At 65.3% G+C, this 15,129-nt stretch carries 14 protein-coding genes; 2 read left to right on the top strand and 12 right to left on the bottom strand.

Features of this window, described 5'->3' with window-relative positions:
• From KVT32_RS26065 to KVT32_RS26055, 3 genes are all read right to left on the bottom strand, one after another.
• Positions 1 to 1,933, bottom strand: a 1,933-nt coding sequence (locus KVT32_RS26065; RefSeq protein WP_217619042.1) for a type VI secretion system Vgr family protein, incomplete at its 3' end; no start/stop codon positions are given.
• 162 nt (positions 1,934 to 2,095) lie between these two features.
• Positions 2,096 to 2,614: an Hcp family type VI secretion system effector gene (locus KVT32_RS26060; RefSeq protein ID WP_056326349.1), complete on the bottom strand. Its 519-nt coding sequence runs from the start codon at positions 2,612 to 2,614 to the stop codon at positions 2,096 to 2,098.
• 304 nt (positions 2,615 to 2,918) lie between these two features.
• Positions 2,919 to 3,548 (bottom strand): nitrogen fixation protein NifQ, encoded by a 630-nt coding sequence (locus tag KVT32_RS26055; protein WP_152382373.1) that lies wholly within the window; start codon positions 3,546 to 3,548, stop codon positions 2,919 to 2,921.
• A gap of 180 nt (positions 3,549 to 3,728) precedes the next feature.
• On the opposite strand from KVT32_RS26055, the gene KVT32_RS26050 reads away from it, so the two are divergent.
• Positions 3,729 to 6,245: an ankyrin repeat domain-containing protein gene (locus tag KVT32_RS26050; protein ID WP_217619041.1), complete on the top strand. Its 2,517-nt coding sequence runs from the start codon at positions 3,729 to 3,731 to the stop codon at positions 6,243 to 6,245.
• Positions 6,246 to 6,382: 137 nt separating this feature from the next.
• On the opposite strand, the gene cyoD is transcribed toward KVT32_RS26050, so the two are convergent.
• The 9 genes from cyoD to KVT32_RS26005 all read right to left on the bottom strand — a co-directional run bounded on the left by cyoD (position 6,383) and on the right by KVT32_RS26005 (position 14,190).
• The gene (gene cyoD, locus KVT32_RS26045) at positions 6,383 to 6,733 is read right to left on the bottom strand and encodes a cytochrome o ubiquinol oxidase subunit IV (RefSeq protein WP_056326358.1); all 351 of its coding nucleotides are present in this window, start codon (positions 6,731 to 6,733) and stop codon (positions 6,383 to 6,385) included.
• The gene (gene cyoC / locus KVT32_RS26040; protein WP_056326361.1) at positions 6,733 to 7,347 is read right to left on the bottom strand and encodes a cytochrome o ubiquinol oxidase subunit III; all 615 of its coding nucleotides are present in this window, start codon (positions 7,345 to 7,347) and stop codon (positions 6,733 to 6,735) included. The genes cyoD and cyoC overlap by 1 nt, the downstream gene beginning before the upstream one ends.
• Before the next feature lie 3 nt (positions 7,348 to 7,350).
• The gene (cyoB, locus tag KVT32_RS26035; RefSeq protein ID WP_152382371.1) at positions 7,351 to 9,327 is read right to left on the bottom strand and encodes a cytochrome o ubiquinol oxidase subunit I; all 1,977 of its coding nucleotides are present in this window, start codon (positions 9,325 to 9,327) and stop codon (positions 7,351 to 7,353) included.
• A 2-nt stretch (positions 9,328 to 9,329) separates the two neighbouring features.
• A complete protein-coding gene (gene cyoA, locus KVT32_RS26030) occupies positions 9,330 to 10,238 on the bottom strand; it encodes a ubiquinol oxidase subunit II (RefSeq protein WP_063956547.1) in 909 nt (302 codons plus the stop codon).
• 260 nt (positions 10,239 to 10,498) lie between these two features.
• Complete coding sequence (locus KVT32_RS26025) at positions 10,499 to 11,050, bottom strand: response regulator transcription factor (protein WP_180098020.1); 552 nt, start codon at positions 11,048 to 11,050, stop codon at positions 10,499 to 10,501.
• Positions 11,051 to 11,055: 5 nt separating this feature from the next.
• On the bottom strand, positions 11,056 to 12,261 hold the full coding sequence (locus KVT32_RS26020) for a HAMP domain-containing histidine kinase (protein WP_152382370.1): 1,206 nt from the start codon (positions 12,259 to 12,261) through the stop codon (positions 11,056 to 11,058).
• Between the two features lie 253 nt (positions 12,262 to 12,514).
• On the bottom strand, positions 12,515 to 13,003 hold the full coding sequence (locus KVT32_RS26015; RefSeq protein WP_152382369.1) for a copper chaperone PCu(A)C: 489 nt from the start codon (positions 13,001 to 13,003) through the stop codon (positions 12,515 to 12,517).
• 22 nt (positions 13,004 to 13,025) lie between these two features.
• Positions 13,026 to 13,649: an SCO family protein gene (locus KVT32_RS26010; protein ID WP_152382368.1), complete on the bottom strand. Its 624-nt coding sequence runs from the start codon at positions 13,647 to 13,649 to the stop codon at positions 13,026 to 13,028.
• Between the two features lie 103 nt (positions 13,650 to 13,752).
• Positions 13,753 to 14,190, bottom strand: coding sequence for a DUF2946 family protein (locus tag KVT32_RS26005; protein ID WP_152382367.1), 438 nt, complete (start codon positions 14,188 to 14,190; stop codon positions 13,753 to 13,755).
• Between the two features lie 163 nt (positions 14,191 to 14,353).
• Between KVT32_RS26005 and KVT32_RS26000 the strand changes: the two genes are divergently transcribed.
• Positions 14,354 to 15,103, top strand: a complete 750-nt coding sequence (locus tag KVT32_RS26000; RefSeq protein ID WP_371825618.1) for a peptidoglycan DD-metalloendopeptidase family protein — start codon at positions 14,354 to 14,356, stop codon at positions 15,101 to 15,103.
• Positions 15,104 to 15,129 lie beyond the last annotated feature (26 nt).

The raw sequence follows: 15,129 nt of genomic DNA, 5'->3' as shown, positions 1-15,129 counted from the left end.
CAGAATCCAACGAGAGAACGCCGCCGGGCGTGCTCCAGCGTATCGAGTCCGCATGGACTTCATGATGTTGTGTCGTGATAGAGGCCATCTGGGCGGCTCGAAGTCTATGATGTCCTTCGACGTCGATTTCGATGTGGCCTCCCACTGTCGTCTTGTAGTCCGCTGCGATCCGCTCCACTCGATGGTTACCAATTTCCTCTAGGTAATCCTTGGAGATCGACACCTGCTGGCTTCGTTCAACAACGATGATTTGATCGCGTTTGACGATCAGATGCCGGTCTTGGCCAACATCGATGCGCTCGTCGCGCATGATCCGGTCTTGCCTGTCCTGTCCGACTCTCAGCATTTCGTCACGACCGACGCTTTCGCTGCGGTCATTTCCCACAAACGTCGTCTCGTCGTGATTGACGTGAATGTTCTGGTCCTTCTGCGCATGAACGTAGATCTCTTCTTGATCCAGTTCATCCTCGAAACGCAGCTCGTTGTACCCGTCGCCTTTGTGCGATTTGCTCTTGATCGTCATCCGCGTCTTGTGCTGCGGTAATTCGTAGGGGGGCAGGTTGGTCGCGCGATACGTGCGTCCGATGATGATGGGCTGATCGCAATCTCCATCCAGAAAGTCCACGATCACTTCCTGTCCAATGCGCGGAATCGCCATGTGGCCCCACGCGGCGCCCGCCCAGTTTTGCGAGACGCGGATCCAGCAGGAACTGTGTTCGTCGTGCCTGCCCAGGCGGTCCCACGGGAACTGGACCTTCACGCGGCCGTAGTCGTCGCAGTAGATTTCTTCGTTGGCGGGACCCACCACCGACGCGATTTGCGGGCCGTCGATGCGGGGTTTGCGAGCGGGTTCGGGCTTCCAGTCCACGCGGTCCGGGATGATGTCGGCGGTGTAGCGGTACTGGGTTCCTTGCAGGGCTTCTGCGGCTTCTTCCTGCTGGCTCGTGTGCTGCACGCCGTGATGGCGCATGCGCACCGGCCGCCAGCCGTGGTTCCAGTCCTCTCGCGGATGGCCGGTCAGGTCGAACGCGACGCCGGGCACGAGCCGCGCGTCGTCGCCCTCGACCGTGGCCATGCGCGCATCGCGGCGCAGGCCCAGCAGGCGGTTTTGGGTGAAGGGCTTGCCGGCTTCGTCGCGCTTGTAGCGGCCGGGATAGTCGTAGCGTTCGTAACGGGTGGAGTGATGGGGCATGTCGCGCGCGACCGAAGAGTGTTCCTGGTCGTACTGCGGATGCGTGTAGGTGTAGTCGCGGTGGGTCTGTCGCGCGGTGCGCACGTGCTCGGCGTAGGTGAAGCGGTGCAGTGCGGGTTCCGGCTGGTCGCCTCCGGGCGTCGGGTTGTAAGCCACGGGACCGCCGTCGATCGTCCCGTGCACGTAGATGCGGTCGCCGTGGATCAGGCGGTGGCCATGGTCCGAATGGACAAACCGGTAGAACAAGCCTTCTTCAGCGGCGAGTCGATCGAGAAACTGCAGGTCGGTATCGCCCGCCTGCACGCAGTACTCGCGCGCCAGGTGCTCGTTGGTAGCGACCTGTTCGTAGTCGGTGATGCCGTGGGATTTGAGGATCTGTTCGAGGATCTCGGGCACGGATTGCTGCTGGAAAATGCGCCAGTCCGAGCAGAGCGCCGTGCGCGCCAAGGCAGGTTCGACGACCGCGCGGTAGCGTGTCCTTCGGAAACCGGTATCGCCTTGCTCGAAACCGGTGACGATGCCGTGCACGTGCCGCACGGGCGTGTCGCCGCGCCAGATCGTGAATAGCGCAGGCTGGTCCAGCAGCGCGCCAAAGTCCACCGCGGGGTCAAAGCTGGACAGCTCCACGCGCAGTTGGTAGGTCGAGGAGAGCGCTTCGTCGAGCGTGAATTCGATCACTTCGAAGTTGGCGCTGGCAGCGATGGGGGCGAACGTGAACCGCATGTCGGATAAACGGGGCATCTCGGTATCCTGTGCGGCCATGACGATTGGGGCAATCGTTATGGCCGCAGATGGTCAAGAAGAGGACTGAGTTACCGGTGTGGCAACTCCGGCGCCTGTGAGGCGCGATGAGCGCGAAGGGGCCGGGCCGTGCGGCGATTGGCACGGCCCGTCGCGCCCGGCTTAGCTTTCCAGCGGCTTGCGCCAGTCGTCCGAAGCTTCCGTGCCGGCGATCGCATGCGTCCACGTGATCTTGCGATACGCCATGGCCACCTTGATGAGCTGGGTGTAGTCCGCCTTGCTGGGATCCTGCGCATGCGGCAGGACGCTGGTGATGTCCACGATCGTGGCGTCTTCCAGTTCGGTGGTGAAGAAGTGCTCCTGCTTGCCGTCAATGGAAGTGCGGTACCACTTCACTTCGACCTTGGGCAGCATTTCGCCGGCGGCCAGGGCCTGGTACAGCAGCGGCGTCGCCTTGTTCAGCGCGCTGGTGAAGGTAAAGGGTTTGTGCACGCGCTGGCCGGAGGGTTGGCCGCTTTGCGGGTCGGTCGGGGTGTTGACGCGGTGCTCGATCTCTTGCACCAGGATCTGGTCTTCGTGGCCTTCCACGTAGACGTTGCCGACCGAGTCGGCGGTGAAGGCGCCCTGGGTGATGTTGCCTTGGGTCTTGCCGGTGATGCTGATATAGGCGGGAGTAGGCATGACGGATTCCTGTGTCGTCGTTGGGCCCGGTGGGGCCAGAAGCATCCCGAAGGTGGATGCAACGACATATGCGAAATCCGTGCCAGGTTTGGCTAAGCGAAAAATACTGCTGTGAAATCAACGCTCTACGAACAAAAAGCGCCGAATGCGCTGCACGCGGGCCGCCGTCTTTGTCCGGCCACGCGCGTGTTTGCGCGATGAGCCGGGCCAGTTTTGACCCGGTTCATCGTAAGCCGTTGATTCATAAGATAAGAGACCGGGCCATATTTGGCCCGGGCGGGTCAAATATGGCCCGCCCCGCTGCTTATGCCGCGGCCCGGTAGCAGAACTCGCTGTCCTCGCAGTCGCCGCATCCGGGCGCGGCCGCGGCCGGCAGGCCGGCGTGTTCGCAGGCGGAATAGGCCAGGAATTTCTTCCAGCGCATGTTGTCGACGTTGCGGCTCACCAGCCCGGGGTAGTGGCGCGCGAGCAGCACGGTGACGTCTTCGCGTCCGGACAGGCCCAGGTCGCGCCACAAGTGATCGGGCCGCAGGCAGGCGTGCGCGAGGATGCTGCTGACCCATTGGGTCGACTCGGGGCCGGGCGCGCGGTAGGCGTCCAGCAGCACGCGCATCAGTAGCGTGAACCCGGGTTGCGGATCGCTGGCGCCCTTGCCCACATAGGCGGCGAACTGTTCGCGCAGCGCCGACAGGGACGTGTCGAATCCGGTCAGGGCGCCGGGGAACAGATAGTCCAGAAGGTCCTTCAGTTCGGCGGGCGACAAGCCGCTGCGGGCCAGGTCCTCGTGCGCGATGCTGGTACCCAGGACCGCGGCAAAAAAGCCGGCATCGGGATGGACGGGAGGCGCGTGACGCAACAAGGCGTCGGCAAACCGTTGGGCCCGATCGGCGATGCGGGGGTCGGGAGTAAAGGGCGGCACGGGCTCGGCGTCCATGATGATCTGTTGCGGAAACGGTTTGCTAAGGTGTTAACTAAACGATGTAGGGGCGACTATATAACGAATAATCGGCGGGTTTGTGCCATCTACGGGTCAATCCCCGTTGGGACATACCCGAGGGTGTCCAGCGGGGACAGGTATCATCGGCATCCCTTTCATTGCCGACGTCTCCGCTACATGCCGCGCCCGTTCCGCCCCGTTGTCACCCGTCTGTTTGGCGCCGTCGCGCTGACGCTGGCCGGCATGGCGGCAGCGCCGCCACCGGCCCTGGCATCCGACATCGGCGCGGTCATCGAATCGATCCGCCTGTCGCGCTACCCGCTGCGCGAACCCGAGCGCCGGGTCTGGGGTACCGAGAACGTCAAGGACGTGGTGCTTGTCGGGCAGATGGAGAACCGCCTGTACCTGTACCGCTATGTGCGCGAGGGGGGCAAGGACTTCCGGTTGGATTTCCGGTCGCAGCCGCTGGTGATCGACCCCGAAGGCTGGACGGCCTCGCGTGAGGAGAATGTGGCGGTCAGGTCGCCGCGCGCAGGCGAAGCCTTTTATTGGGTCGGCCTGGCCGATCGCCGCACCCCGGCCGGCAAGGCCACCGGGTTTCTGGTGGACGGCAAGGGCGAGGCTGCATCCGTGAATGCAGACGTGCAGCTTGCCGTGGTCACGAGCGGCCGGCCGTGGGATGAGGCGCGCCGGGCGCAGGCCATGACGACACTGCAGGCGGCGCTGCGCGAGTATCCGTCGCGGCTGGACGCGTTTCCCGCGCAGGTGCGCTTCGAGCACCAGACGGCGCCGGATGTGACGGCCACGTTCCGAACCCTGCATCAGGTGGCGCGCGCCATTCCGCGCGCCAAGACGGCCGACTTCCAGCGGGCGCTGGCCGATCTGCGCCGTTTTGTGATGGCGCAGGATTATCGCGAGATCGATCCGGACGGCAAGGACGCCGAGATGACGACCGCCTTGAACGACTACGGCTTCTGGCTGGCCGAGTCGGGCGACACGGCGCAAGCGGACCGCATCCTGACCGACGTGCTGCGGCGCGATCCGTCGCGCACCGCCGCCTACCTGAACCGCGCCGACGCCCGCTGGAAGCAGCGCGAGACGTCGCGCGAGGAACGCGCCTACTACGAGGCGCTGGCGCGCGAGGACTACCGGCTGTATTGCACGCGGCGCCTTGCGGCCAAGGAAGCCATTCCCGGCAACGTTGCCGCCCGCATCGGCGCCGCGCTGGAAACCCCGGCGCTTGATGCGACGGCCTGCCGTCCGCGCCTGGCGATCTTTCAGGCGATCCAGGCCGGTGATGTGAACGCGGTGCGCGCCGAGCTTGCCGGCGGTCAGGATCCGAACGGCGTGAACGAATACGGCAGGTCCGCGCTGGCCGTGGCCGTGTCGCGCAAACAGCTCGAGATGGTGCGCGCGCTGCTGGATGCGGGCGCGAAGGCGGATGGCCCTGACAACGGGTTCTCGCTGGTGGCCAGCGCATTGCCCGACGCCAAGGACACCCGCCCGGCCGCAGAGCGCTACGCGCTGGCCGACATGCTGATCGCCGCGGGCGCGCCGGTGGATGCATTGGACTCCAACGGCACACCGCTGCTGATGCGCCGCATCTCCTACTACAGCGACAGCAAGGACAACCTGGTCTACCTGCTGGAAAAGGGCGCCAATCCGAACGCGCGCGAAAAGAATGGGCGCTCGCTGCTGCACGCGGCGCTGCAAACCCCGAAGAACTTCTGGTTCGCCGAAAAGCTGCTCGCGCGCGGCGCGGACATCAATGCCGCCTATATCCGCATGTATTACGGAAACAGCCCCATGTGGGAAACGCCGCTGCTCTCGGCGTTGCGCGAATTTCCGGGCGGCGACCTGACGCCGGCCGCGACCTATCCCGTCCCCGAGCGCGTGACGTTTGCGCTGGCGCACGGGGCCGATCCCGCGGTGGGCGGCTACGGCGCGACGAAAGAGAAGCCGGACCGCAATGGACTGGACGAGGGCCTGTCGCTGGCGGCCCGCTATCTTCAGCCGGGTCTGATCGATCAATTGGTACAGGCCGCGCGCCCGCCCCAGGCGCCGCTGTCCACGGAGCCGCTGTCCAGCCTCTTGTCGGTGTGGAACCGCGCGGAGCAACGCGCGGCGGCCGACGGCAACAGCGCGGCATGGGACGGCCAGCGCGCGCGGCTGCGCGCCACCGCCGACCGCCTGGTGGCGGCGGGCGTGCCGCTTGCGGCCGCGGCGGACGCGGCGGTGCCACTGCGCAACCGGATCGCGCCGCTCGGCCTGCCGTGGCTGCCCGACGATCTGTACGAGGCCTGGTTGAAGGCGGGGGCGGACCCCACGGACCGGAGCGATCCGGACCTGCGGCTGGAAGGCGTTGCCGCGCCGGACGCGCTGCCGCTCGTGACCATGCTGAGCCTGGGCAAGGACAACAAGGTGCGCTTGTTGCTGGAATACGGCGGCAGGCCCCGGACGCCGGCGCGTTGCGGCATGGCCGTGGCGGATGTGCTGGCCTGGCAGTTGGGCAATAGCGGTCCGGTGAGCCCGATGGGCGGACGCGCGGTCAAGCAGGTGCTCGACGGGGCCGCAGGCCCGGCGGGGTGCGATCTGAACCAGACCGCGCGCGTGCAGCCCTTCGTTGGCGTGACGGCCACGGAACTGGCGCGTCGCGCCGACGTGGCCCTTACGGCGGCCGGCCCGGCGCGCTGACCCACGCGGGCGCGCCGGCACCGCAGCCCGCCGCCGCCGTGTTGCCCGCCACGCGCGGTCGTGGCTTTCATTTGAGCGCAGCAAAAAAAACAGGCGCCCGAGGGCGCCTGTTCTGCTTGCCTGAACGGCAGGCCGTCTTACATGGCGTGGCCCATGTTGACGTTCATGTTGTACAGCACCCAGGCCGAACCACCGACGATGATGAAGATGATCATCACGGTGAAGACAAACGTGGCCAGGTTGTCGCGGGACGACTTCGATGCGCCCATGTGCAGGAAGTACACCAGCTGGACCAGCAGCTGGAGTATGCACAGCGCCACCACGCCAATGATGGTGGCGGTGTGGGACAGCGCGCCGTGCATCACCAGGCCGAACGAGCCGAAGGTGAGCAGCAGCGAGAGCACGAAACCGATGATGTAGGACTTCAGGCTGCCGTGATCGGCGGCGTGATCGTCGTGGCCGTGTGCGGCCGCAGCGGAGTGCGACATCAGAGGGCTCCCAGGAGGTAGACAAAGGTGAAGACGCAGATCCAGACGATGTCCAGGAAGTGCCAGAACAGGCTCAGGCACGCCAGACGACGCTTGTTGATCGAGTCCAGGCCATGGCGGCGGATCATGTCGAGCATGACGATGATCCAGATCAGGCCAAAGGTCACGTGCAGGCCGTGCGTACCGATCAGCGTGAAGAACGCGGACAGGTAGGCGCTGCGGCCCGGACCGGCGCCGATGCTGATCAGGTGATGGAATTCATAGATTTCCATCGCGATGAAGCCCGCGCCGAACAGGAACGTGACCATCAACCAGCCCATGGCACGGCTCTTGTTGTTGGCGTGCACGTTCAGGTTGGCCATGCCGAAGGTGAAGCTGGACACCAGCAGCAACAGCGTTTCGACCAGGACGAAGTTCAGGTCGAACAGTTCCTTGCCGGACGGTCCGCCCGCGGTGGCGTTGGACAACACCGCGAACGTGGCGAACAGCACCGAAAAGATCAGCAAGTCGCTCATCAGATAGACCCAGAAACCGAAAACGGTCTTGGATCCATCGTCGTGATGCGCGTGATCGTCGTGACCCGCATGGGGGTGAGTGGCTACGGCTTGAATCATGGCTCAGGCGGCCTTCTGCATTTTGTCAAAGTGAGCGTTTTCGATGCGTTCGACTTCCGCGGCCGGGACCCAGTAGTCGACGTCGCGGTCATAGGCGCGAACGATGAACGAACCGATCATGCCCACGAGGCCGGCGATCGACAGCCACCAGATGTGCCAGATCAGCGCAAAGCACATGACCAGGCCAAAGGCGCCAATCCAGACACCAGCGGCGGTGTTCTTCGGCATGTGGATGTCTTCGTACTTGGCCGGGCGCTTGTAGGCCTTGCCGCTTTGCTTGTCTTCCCAGAACTGGTCCAGTTCATCGACGTGAGGAACGTGGGCGAAGTTGTAGAAAGGCGCGGGCGACGAGATCGACCATTCCAGGGTGCGGCCATCCCAGGGATCGCCGGTGACGTCCTGGTTCTGCTTGCGCTGACGCACGGAGACGAACACTTGCTGCAGCAGGAAGAAGATGCCCAGCATGATCAGCGCGGCGCCAGCCAGCGCGACCAGCAGGTACGGCTGCCATTCGGGGTTGTCGTAGTGGTTCAGGCGGCGCGTCATGCCCTTGAAGCCCAGGATGTACAGGGGCATGAAGGCCAGGAAGAAACCGACGAACCAGCAGTAGAACGAGTAGCGGCCCAGACGTTCGTTCAGCGTGAAGCCGAACGCCTTCGGGAACCAGTAGATCATGCCGGCGATGCAGCCGAACACCACGCCACCGATGATGGTGTTGTGGAAGTGCGCGATCAGGAACAGGCTGTTGTGCAGCACGAACGACACGCCGGGGATGGCCAGCATCACGCCGGTCATGCCGCCGATGACGAAGACGATCATGAAGCCCAGCGTCCACAGCACCGGCGTCGTGATGCGCAGGCGGCCGCGGTAGATGGTGAACAGCCAGTTGAAGATCTTCGCCCCGGTCGGGATCGAGATGATCATTGTCGCTATGCCGAAGAAGGCATTGACGTTGGCGCCCGCACCCATGGTGAAGAAGTGGTGCAGCCAGACCAGGAACGACAGCACGCCGATGGCGGCCGTGGCGTAGACCATGGACTTGTAGCCGAACAGCGTCTTGCGGGCGAACGTGGCAACGATTTCCGAATACACGCCGAAAGCCGGGAGCACCAGGATGTAGACCTCGGGGTGGCCCCAGATCCAGATCAGATTCACGTACATCATGACGTTGCCGCCACCGTCGTTCGTGAAGAAGTGCGTGCCCAGGTAGCGGTCCATCGTCAGCAGCGCCAGCGTCGCGGCCAGCACGGGGAAGGCGGCGACGATCAGGACGTTGGTGACCAGCGAGGTCCACGTGAAGATCGGCATCTTCATCAGGGTCATGCCAGGCGCGCGCATGCGCAGGATGGTGACGATGAAGTTGATGCCGCTAAGCGTTGTTCCCAGACCGGAGATCTGCAGCGCCCAGAGGTAGTAATCCACCCCCACGCTTGGACTGTAGTCCAGCCCGGACAGCGGCGGATACGCGAGCCAGCCGGTCGCGGCGAATTCGCCCACGAACAGCGAGATCATCATCAGCGCGACGCCGGCGCCGAACAGCCAGAAGCTCAGCGAGTTCAGGAACGGGTACGCCACGTCGCGGGCGCCGATCTGCAGCGGCACGACGATGTTCATCAGCCCGGTGATGAAGGGCATCGCCATGAAGAAAATCATGATGACGCCGTGGGCGGTGAAGATCTGGTCGTAGTGGTGCGGGGGCAGGAAGCCGGCCGAGTCTGCTGACGCGACGGCAAGCTGCGTGCGCATCATGATGGCGTCGGCAAAGCCGCGCAGCAGCATGATGAGCGCAACGATGATGTACATCACACCGATGCGCTTGTGGTCGACGGTGGTCAGCCATTCCGTCCAGAGGTACTTCCACTTCTTGAAGTAGGTGATGGCGCCGAAGACCGCTAGGCCTCCCAGGCACACGGCGGCCAGCGTAACCATGACGATGGGGTCATGGTACGGAATGGCCTCGAGGGTGAGTTTCCCGAGCATTGTTAGTTGATTCCTGCGATCAGATTATTCGACGTGGAGGTGCACGTGGCGGAGTCCACGCCGGCCATCTTGGTCATCGTGCTGCCCAGAATGAAATCAAACATGGCGGGCGGCGCCGACGAGTACTTCACGACCGGATTGCGCTCGCTGCGCTTGGTCAGTTCCGCGTAGACCTCGGGGGTCAGGGCGGTGGGAGAAGCCTTGGCTTCCTTGATCCAGTTGTCGAATCCTTCCTGCGACATGGCGTGGGCCTTGAAGCGCATGCCCGAGAAACCGCCGCCGCTGTAGTTGGCCGAAATGCCGGCGTAGGTGCCGATTTCGCGCGCGTTCAGGTGCAGCTTGGTTTCCATGCCGGCCATCGAGTAGATCTGGCTGCCGAGCTGGGGGATGAAGAAGGAATTCATCACCGATGCCGACGTGATCCGGAAGTTGACCGGAACGTCCACGGGGAACGCGATCTCGTTGACCGTGGCGATGTCGTACTCGGGGTAGATGAACAGCCACTTCCAATCCAGGGAGACCACCTCGATGGTCACCGGCTTGTGTTCGGACACGAGCGGCTTGTAGGGATCCAGCGCGTGCGTGGAGCGCCAGGTGATCACGGCCAGGATCGCCACGATGATGCAGGGGACGGTCCAGACGACGGCTTCGATTGCCGTGGAGTGAGCCCACTTGGGCTGGTAGTCGGCTTTGGTGTTGGAAGCGCGGTACTTCCACGCAAAAGCCACGATCATGATGAGGACGGGAATGACAACGATGAGCATGAGCCCGGTCGCCGTCAGCAGCAACGTCTTTTCCTGGATGCCGATATCTCCCTTGGGGGAGAGGATTTCCATGTTGCAGCCGCCAAGCAGCATGACCGCGCCGACGCCAAATATGCGCGTAAGGGTCGCAAGGAGGGGGTGTTTCACGTACAGCCTTGGATGGAAAGGTGGGAAATGCTGCAGAGCAGCAGACTGGAATGCTGCTAGGCAGCAACCTCCATCCTATCGGTTTGATTTTGGTCAAGCGTGCGACGAATGGTCGCATTGCCTGGGAGGAATCCGGCCCAAGGGCGTCGGATTCAGGGTTTTCCTAGGGGAGTAGACGCCCCGAGGGGAGGGGGGGGGGGTGCGACGATATGTCGCACCTGCACACGGGGGTGTTGTATAGATGTGTCGCCCCGCAGCATTCAATCCGCGATGACTTCGCGTTCCGGCCCCGGTTTTTTTGCCAGCTTGCGCTGAAGCGAGCGCCGGTGCATGCCCAGGAGGCGCGCCGCGGCGGAAACATTGCCGCCGGTCTCGTGCAGGGCCTGATGAATGTGCTCCCATTCTAGGCGGTGCAATGGGGTCATGGTCGTTTCGATCGTAACTGTTTCTGGCTTCACCAGACCCAGCGTGCGCAGGATCATGGGCGCCGTGGCCGGCTTGGGCAGATAGTCGTCGGCGCCGCGCTTGATGGCTTCCACGGCGGTCGCCACGCTGGCGTAGCCCGTGACCAGCAGGATGCGCATGTCTTCGCGCAGCGCGCGCAGCGGCCGGATCAGGGTCAGGCCGGAGTCTTCGCCCAGGCGCAGGTCGACCAGGGCAAAGGCCGGACGGATTTCTTCGGCCACGCGCAGCGCCTCGGCGATGCCGGTGGCGGTGCGGGTTTCCAGACCGCGGCGCGACAGGCTGCGTTGCAGGGTGCGCACGTAGAGTTCGTCGTCGTCGATCAGCAGGCCAAGATCGTTTGCATTCATCACATTCAGGTCCCGGGGTTGCCGAGAGGTAAATAAAAGCGGATGCGGGTGCCGCCGCCTTCGGCCGCGGTCATCGTCATTTCGCCGCCCAACTGCTCCACCGTGGCATGCGAGAGGGCCAGGCCCACGCCCAGTCCTCCCGGCTTGCCGCTGTTGAACAGGCTGGTCGCCGGCAGCATGGCATGGTCGGGATCGAAACCCCGTCCGTAATCGCGGACTTCGCCACGCAGGGCGCCGTAGCCGTATTCCAGGTGCAGGTCCACGCGGGGCGCGTCGGCGGCCTCGCCCGCGTCGGCGGCGTTGTTCAGCAGCGCCTGCAAGAGGTGGGCGATGGCCGGATCGACGCGCAGGCTGGTGGGCAACGTGCCCGAGCGCTGCAGGTCGATGGTCGGGCGGATCAGGCGCCATTGCCCCACCACGCGAACCAGATCCACGGCGGTTGGGACCGCCAGATTGCGGATCCGTTCCCGGCACAGGGCCAGAAGCTGGCTCAGGGTGGTGACGTCGGCCCGCAGGTCTTCGTCGTCCTGGACTTCGGCGGCAATCTCGTCAGTCAGCAGCGTCATGGTGGCGAGCGGCGTGTTCAGCTCGTGCGCCATGGCGGCCGCGTGCGTGGCCAGGGCGACGATGCCCTCGTTGCGGGTGAAGCGTTCGCGCAGGCGGGCAAGCTCACGCTCACGGGCGCGCATGTCGGCGGCCAGCCGGGTCGAAAACACCAGCACGACCACCACCGAAATCAGGAAATTGGCACCCAGGCCCCAGAGCAGCAGGCTATGGGGATCGACGTCGCCGCGCAGGGGCTGACCGAAGATCGCGGCGGCGCCATAGCCCAGCACGCCGGCCAGCGCGGCCGCAAGCGCCCAGTTGCGCGGCAGCGCCAGCGCGGCCAGGGCGGTCAGGATCAGGAACATCGTCCCGAACGGGTTGCTGATGCCGCCGCTCCAGCCCACCATCCAGGCGAGCACCGCCATGTCGACAAACAGATGGCCGAAGGCGGTGGCGTGGGAGAGGTCGCGCGGATGGCGCAGGCGCAGGCTGGCGTAGACGTTGAAACCGATCAACAGGCCCACGCCCAGCCACAACGGTTCCAGCGGCAGATCCAGCCGCAGCAGGCTGCTGACGAGCAGGATGGTGGCGGCCTGGCCCGCGATGGCGAGCCAGCGCAGGCTGCAAAGGGTACGCAGGAATGAAAAGGCGGAACTACCGGGCATATCCAGATACAGAGGCGCCGGCCAGCCTGCCGGCAGTTACGGGCGCCCGGCTGCGCGGAACGCTGGCATCCTGAGCGCGGCGGCGGTGGCCGGCTGCCGCCTGGCCGGGTGGGCACGGGCGGCGGATGTGCAGGCATTGTATGGCGAATCGGAGCCAGCGGCCGGGCCATGCCCGGCGTTATGCGTCCCTGATATCACCGGTCTGACTGAATGGCGCCCGTGCCGCGTTGGGGCACGGGCCACTATATATAGATCAGTGGCCGTGGCTGGCCGCCGGCGCGGCGGTGGCGTTCAGCGGCCGCGCCACCGCGTCCACGGGAATGCGCCGCTGTTGCTTGGAGCCGTCTTCAACGATCAGCGTCAGCGCGACATGGTCGCCGGCCGCGATGGGCTTGGCCAGGTCGATCAGCATCACGTGGTAGCCGCCCGGTTTCAGTTCCACCGCCTTGCCGGCCGGCAGGTCGATGCCCGCCACCTGGCGCATCTTCATGACGTTGTCCTGCATGGCCATCTCGTGCACTTCCACGTGCTTGGCAGCCTGGGACTCCACGCCGACCAGCCGGCCGGATTCGGCGGCGGTCAGGCGCATGAACGCGCCGGTCGCGTGCTGGTTGGGCACCGTGGCGCGCACCCATGCGTCCTCCACGGTCAGTCCGGCGGTCTGAGCCAGCGCCATCGGGCCAAAGCCGGCCAGCGCCAATGCGAGCGCGGCGGCCACGGGTTTGATCGAAATCTTCTTCATGAGCGTTTCCTTGGATATTGGGTCAGAGGACGGTGCGCAGGTCCTGCGCGCTGTCCTGGGCACTTTGTTCGTGGCGCAGCGCGATGCGCAGCTTGCCCTGGGCATCGATGACATAAGTCAGCGCGGTGTGGTCCATGGTGTAGGAGGAACCGGTGGGCACCTTCTGGAAGAACACCTTGAACGACTGGGCGGCGGCGCGGGTCTGTTCGGCCGTGCCGCGCAGGCCGATGAAGCCGGGATCGAAGGCCTGGGTGTACGCGCGCAGGATCTCGGGCGTGTCGCGCTCGGGGTCCACGGTGATGAACAGCACGCGCAGCTTGTCCGCGTCCGCGCCCAGCAGGGACTTGATCTCGACGGCGCGGGTCAGCGCGGTCGGGCAGACGTCCGGGCATTGCGTGAAGCCGAAGAACAGCATGATGGGGTGGCCCTGGTAATCGGCCAGCCGCCGCGTCTGGCCGTCGGTGTCCTGTAGCTGGAAGTCGCCGGTGGGCATGCCGGACAGATCCATGCCGTGCAGGGGCGGGGTGTCCTTGCCGCAGGCGGCCAGGGGCAGCAGGGCCAGGGTGGAAAGCAGCAGACGGCGCCGCGGATCGGGCGCGACGCCGCTCGGCGCGCCGGCGGACGCGCGGGTAAACAGCGAATTCATGGGTACCTCTGGATTGACGAGTCGGGCGCGCAGCCGGGGCGCGCGGCGGGGCAGTCCGTGCCCGTTGCGGATGCGCAAGGGGCACGGAAGATCCGGGACGGGGTCAGGCCAGCGGGGGTGGGGCGCGCGATCCGAGGGGTGGACCATGGGCGGGCTGCGCGGGCAGCGCGCGATGGGCGGAGAAGGGCGGGGCGTGCCCGGCTGCCGTCAGCAGCAGCGGCACCATGGGCGGTGCGGTGGCGGGCGTGACGTGGACGAGCAGTCCGAAGGGACATTGGGCGCCCGTATTGGCGGTGTCGTGCCCGGCCTTGCCGCCTTCGGCCGGGAGCGCCAGGCTGATCGCCGACAGGTTGCCCGCCGCCGAGCAGAAGGTGACTTCCAGGCGGCCGTCATGCAGGGCGCGGGTGTCCGGCATATAACCGGCCGGCACCAGCGCGCGCAGCGCCAGGGCCAGCAGCGCCAGCCACAGCACGCCGTCGGCGCGCAGCGCCCGCAGCGTGCAAAGGAGGCGGGTCGGGTAAGACCGGGTCGCGTAAGACATGAGAGGCATTCTATGCCAAGCGGTCCCGATTTCTTGGTACCCTTGAACGCACTTCTTTCCGACACGCGACCCCGTGCCCCAGGTTTCAGAGCTTTCCTTGTCCGTTTCGAGCGTGTCCGTTCCGACCTTGTCCGTTTCGACCGTGTCCGCTTCGACCTTGCCCATTTCCAACTTGTCCAGCAGTGTACCGCCCGCCGGACGGGGGCGTGCCGGGCCCTATACGCGCTTATGGTTGGGCGCGTTGATGGCGGCATTACTTGTGCTGCTGACCGCGTGCGGCACGACCAAGGTCCAGCCAGGCTATTACCGGGTCCAGTCGGGCGACACCCTCTATCAGATTGCGCGCAAGGAAGGCACCACGGTCAGTAATCTGGTCCGGTGGAACAATCTGTCGAACTCCAATACGATCGAAGTCGGCCAGCTGCTGCGGGTCGAGCCGCCCGCCGGGCAGGCGCGCTCCGCGCCGCCCAGCAAGGCCAGCACCAAACCCAAACCCGCGCCGCGCGCCACCGCGTCGCCCGGCAAACGGCGGACGGCGCCGCCCGGCGCGATTTCGCTGGTCTGGCCCGCGCAGGGCAAGGTCACGCGCGGCTACGACGGTTCGGGCTCGAACGGCATCGTCATCAGCAACGCCGCCGGCACGCCGGTCGTCTCGGCGGCCCCGGGCACCGTGGCCTATTCGGGCAGCGGCCTGCGCGGTTACGGGCATCTGGTGATCGTCAAACACAACGCCAACTTCCTCAGCATCTACGCGCACAACAGCAAGCTGCTGGTCAAGGAAGGCCAGCGCGTGACGCAAGGACAGAAGATCGCCGAGATGGGCAACAGCGACAGCAAGCAGGTCGGGCTGTACTTCGAACTGCGCTACGACGGCCAGGCGGTCGACCCGGCGGGCTCGCTGCCGCCGAAGTAGCCGGCCATCTGCGTGTTGGGGCTGGT

Origin of the sequence: Achromobacter sp. GbtcB20 (assembly GCF_019091095.1) — a bacterium.
Taxonomy (GTDB): Bacteria; Pseudomonadota; Gammaproteobacteria; order Burkholderiales; family Burkholderiaceae_B; genus Achromobacter; species Achromobacter mucicolens.
The sequence above is the reverse complement of the archived record's forward strand: the minus strand, read 5'-3'. Positions and strand labels throughout refer to the sequence as shown.

What these genes read in the sequence shown, in the direction of transcription:
- KVT32_RS26060 (WP_056326349.1), bottom strand. Translation starts at nt 2,614, where the DNA reads ATGCCTACTCCCGCCTATATCAGCATCACCGGCAAGACCCAAGGCAAC.
- KVT32_RS26055 (WP_152382373.1), bottom strand. Translation starts at nt 3,548, where the DNA reads ATGGACGCCGAGCCCGTGCCGCCCTTTACTCCCGACCCCCGCATCGCC.
- KVT32_RS26050 (WP_217619041.1), top strand. Translation starts at nt 3,729, where the DNA reads ATGCCGCGCCCGTTCCGCCCCGTTGTCACCCGTCTGTTTGGCGCCGTC.
- cyoD (WP_056326358.1), bottom strand. Translation starts at nt 6,733, where the DNA reads ATGTCGCACTCCGCTGCGGCCGCACACGGCCACGACGATCACGCCGCC.
- cyoC (WP_056326361.1), bottom strand. Translation starts at nt 7,347, where the DNA reads ATGATTCAAGCCGTAGCCACTCACCCCCATGCGGGTCACGACGATCAC.
- cyoB (WP_152382371.1), bottom strand. Translation starts at nt 9,327, where the DNA reads ATGCTCGGGAAACTCACCCTCGAGGCCATTCCGTACCATGACCCCATC.
- KVT32_RS26025 (WP_180098020.1), bottom strand. Translation starts at nt 11,050, where the DNA reads ATGAATGCAAACGATCTTGGCCTGCTGATCGACGACGACGAACTCTAC.
- KVT32_RS26020 (WP_152382370.1), bottom strand. Translation starts at nt 12,261, where the DNA reads ATGCCCGGTAGTTCCGCCTTTTCATTCCTGCGTACCCTTTGCAGCCTG.
- KVT32_RS26015 (WP_152382369.1), bottom strand. Translation starts at nt 13,003, where the DNA reads ATGAAGAAGATTTCGATCAAACCCGTGGCCGCCGCGCTCGCATTGGCG.
- KVT32_RS26010 (WP_152382368.1), bottom strand. Translation starts at nt 13,649, where the DNA reads ATGAATTCGCTGTTTACCCGCGCGTCCGCCGGCGCGCCGAGCGGCGTC.
- KVT32_RS26005 (WP_152382367.1), bottom strand. Translation starts at nt 14,190, where the DNA reads ATGTCTTACGCGACCCGGTCTTACCCGACCCGCCTCCTTTGCACGCTG.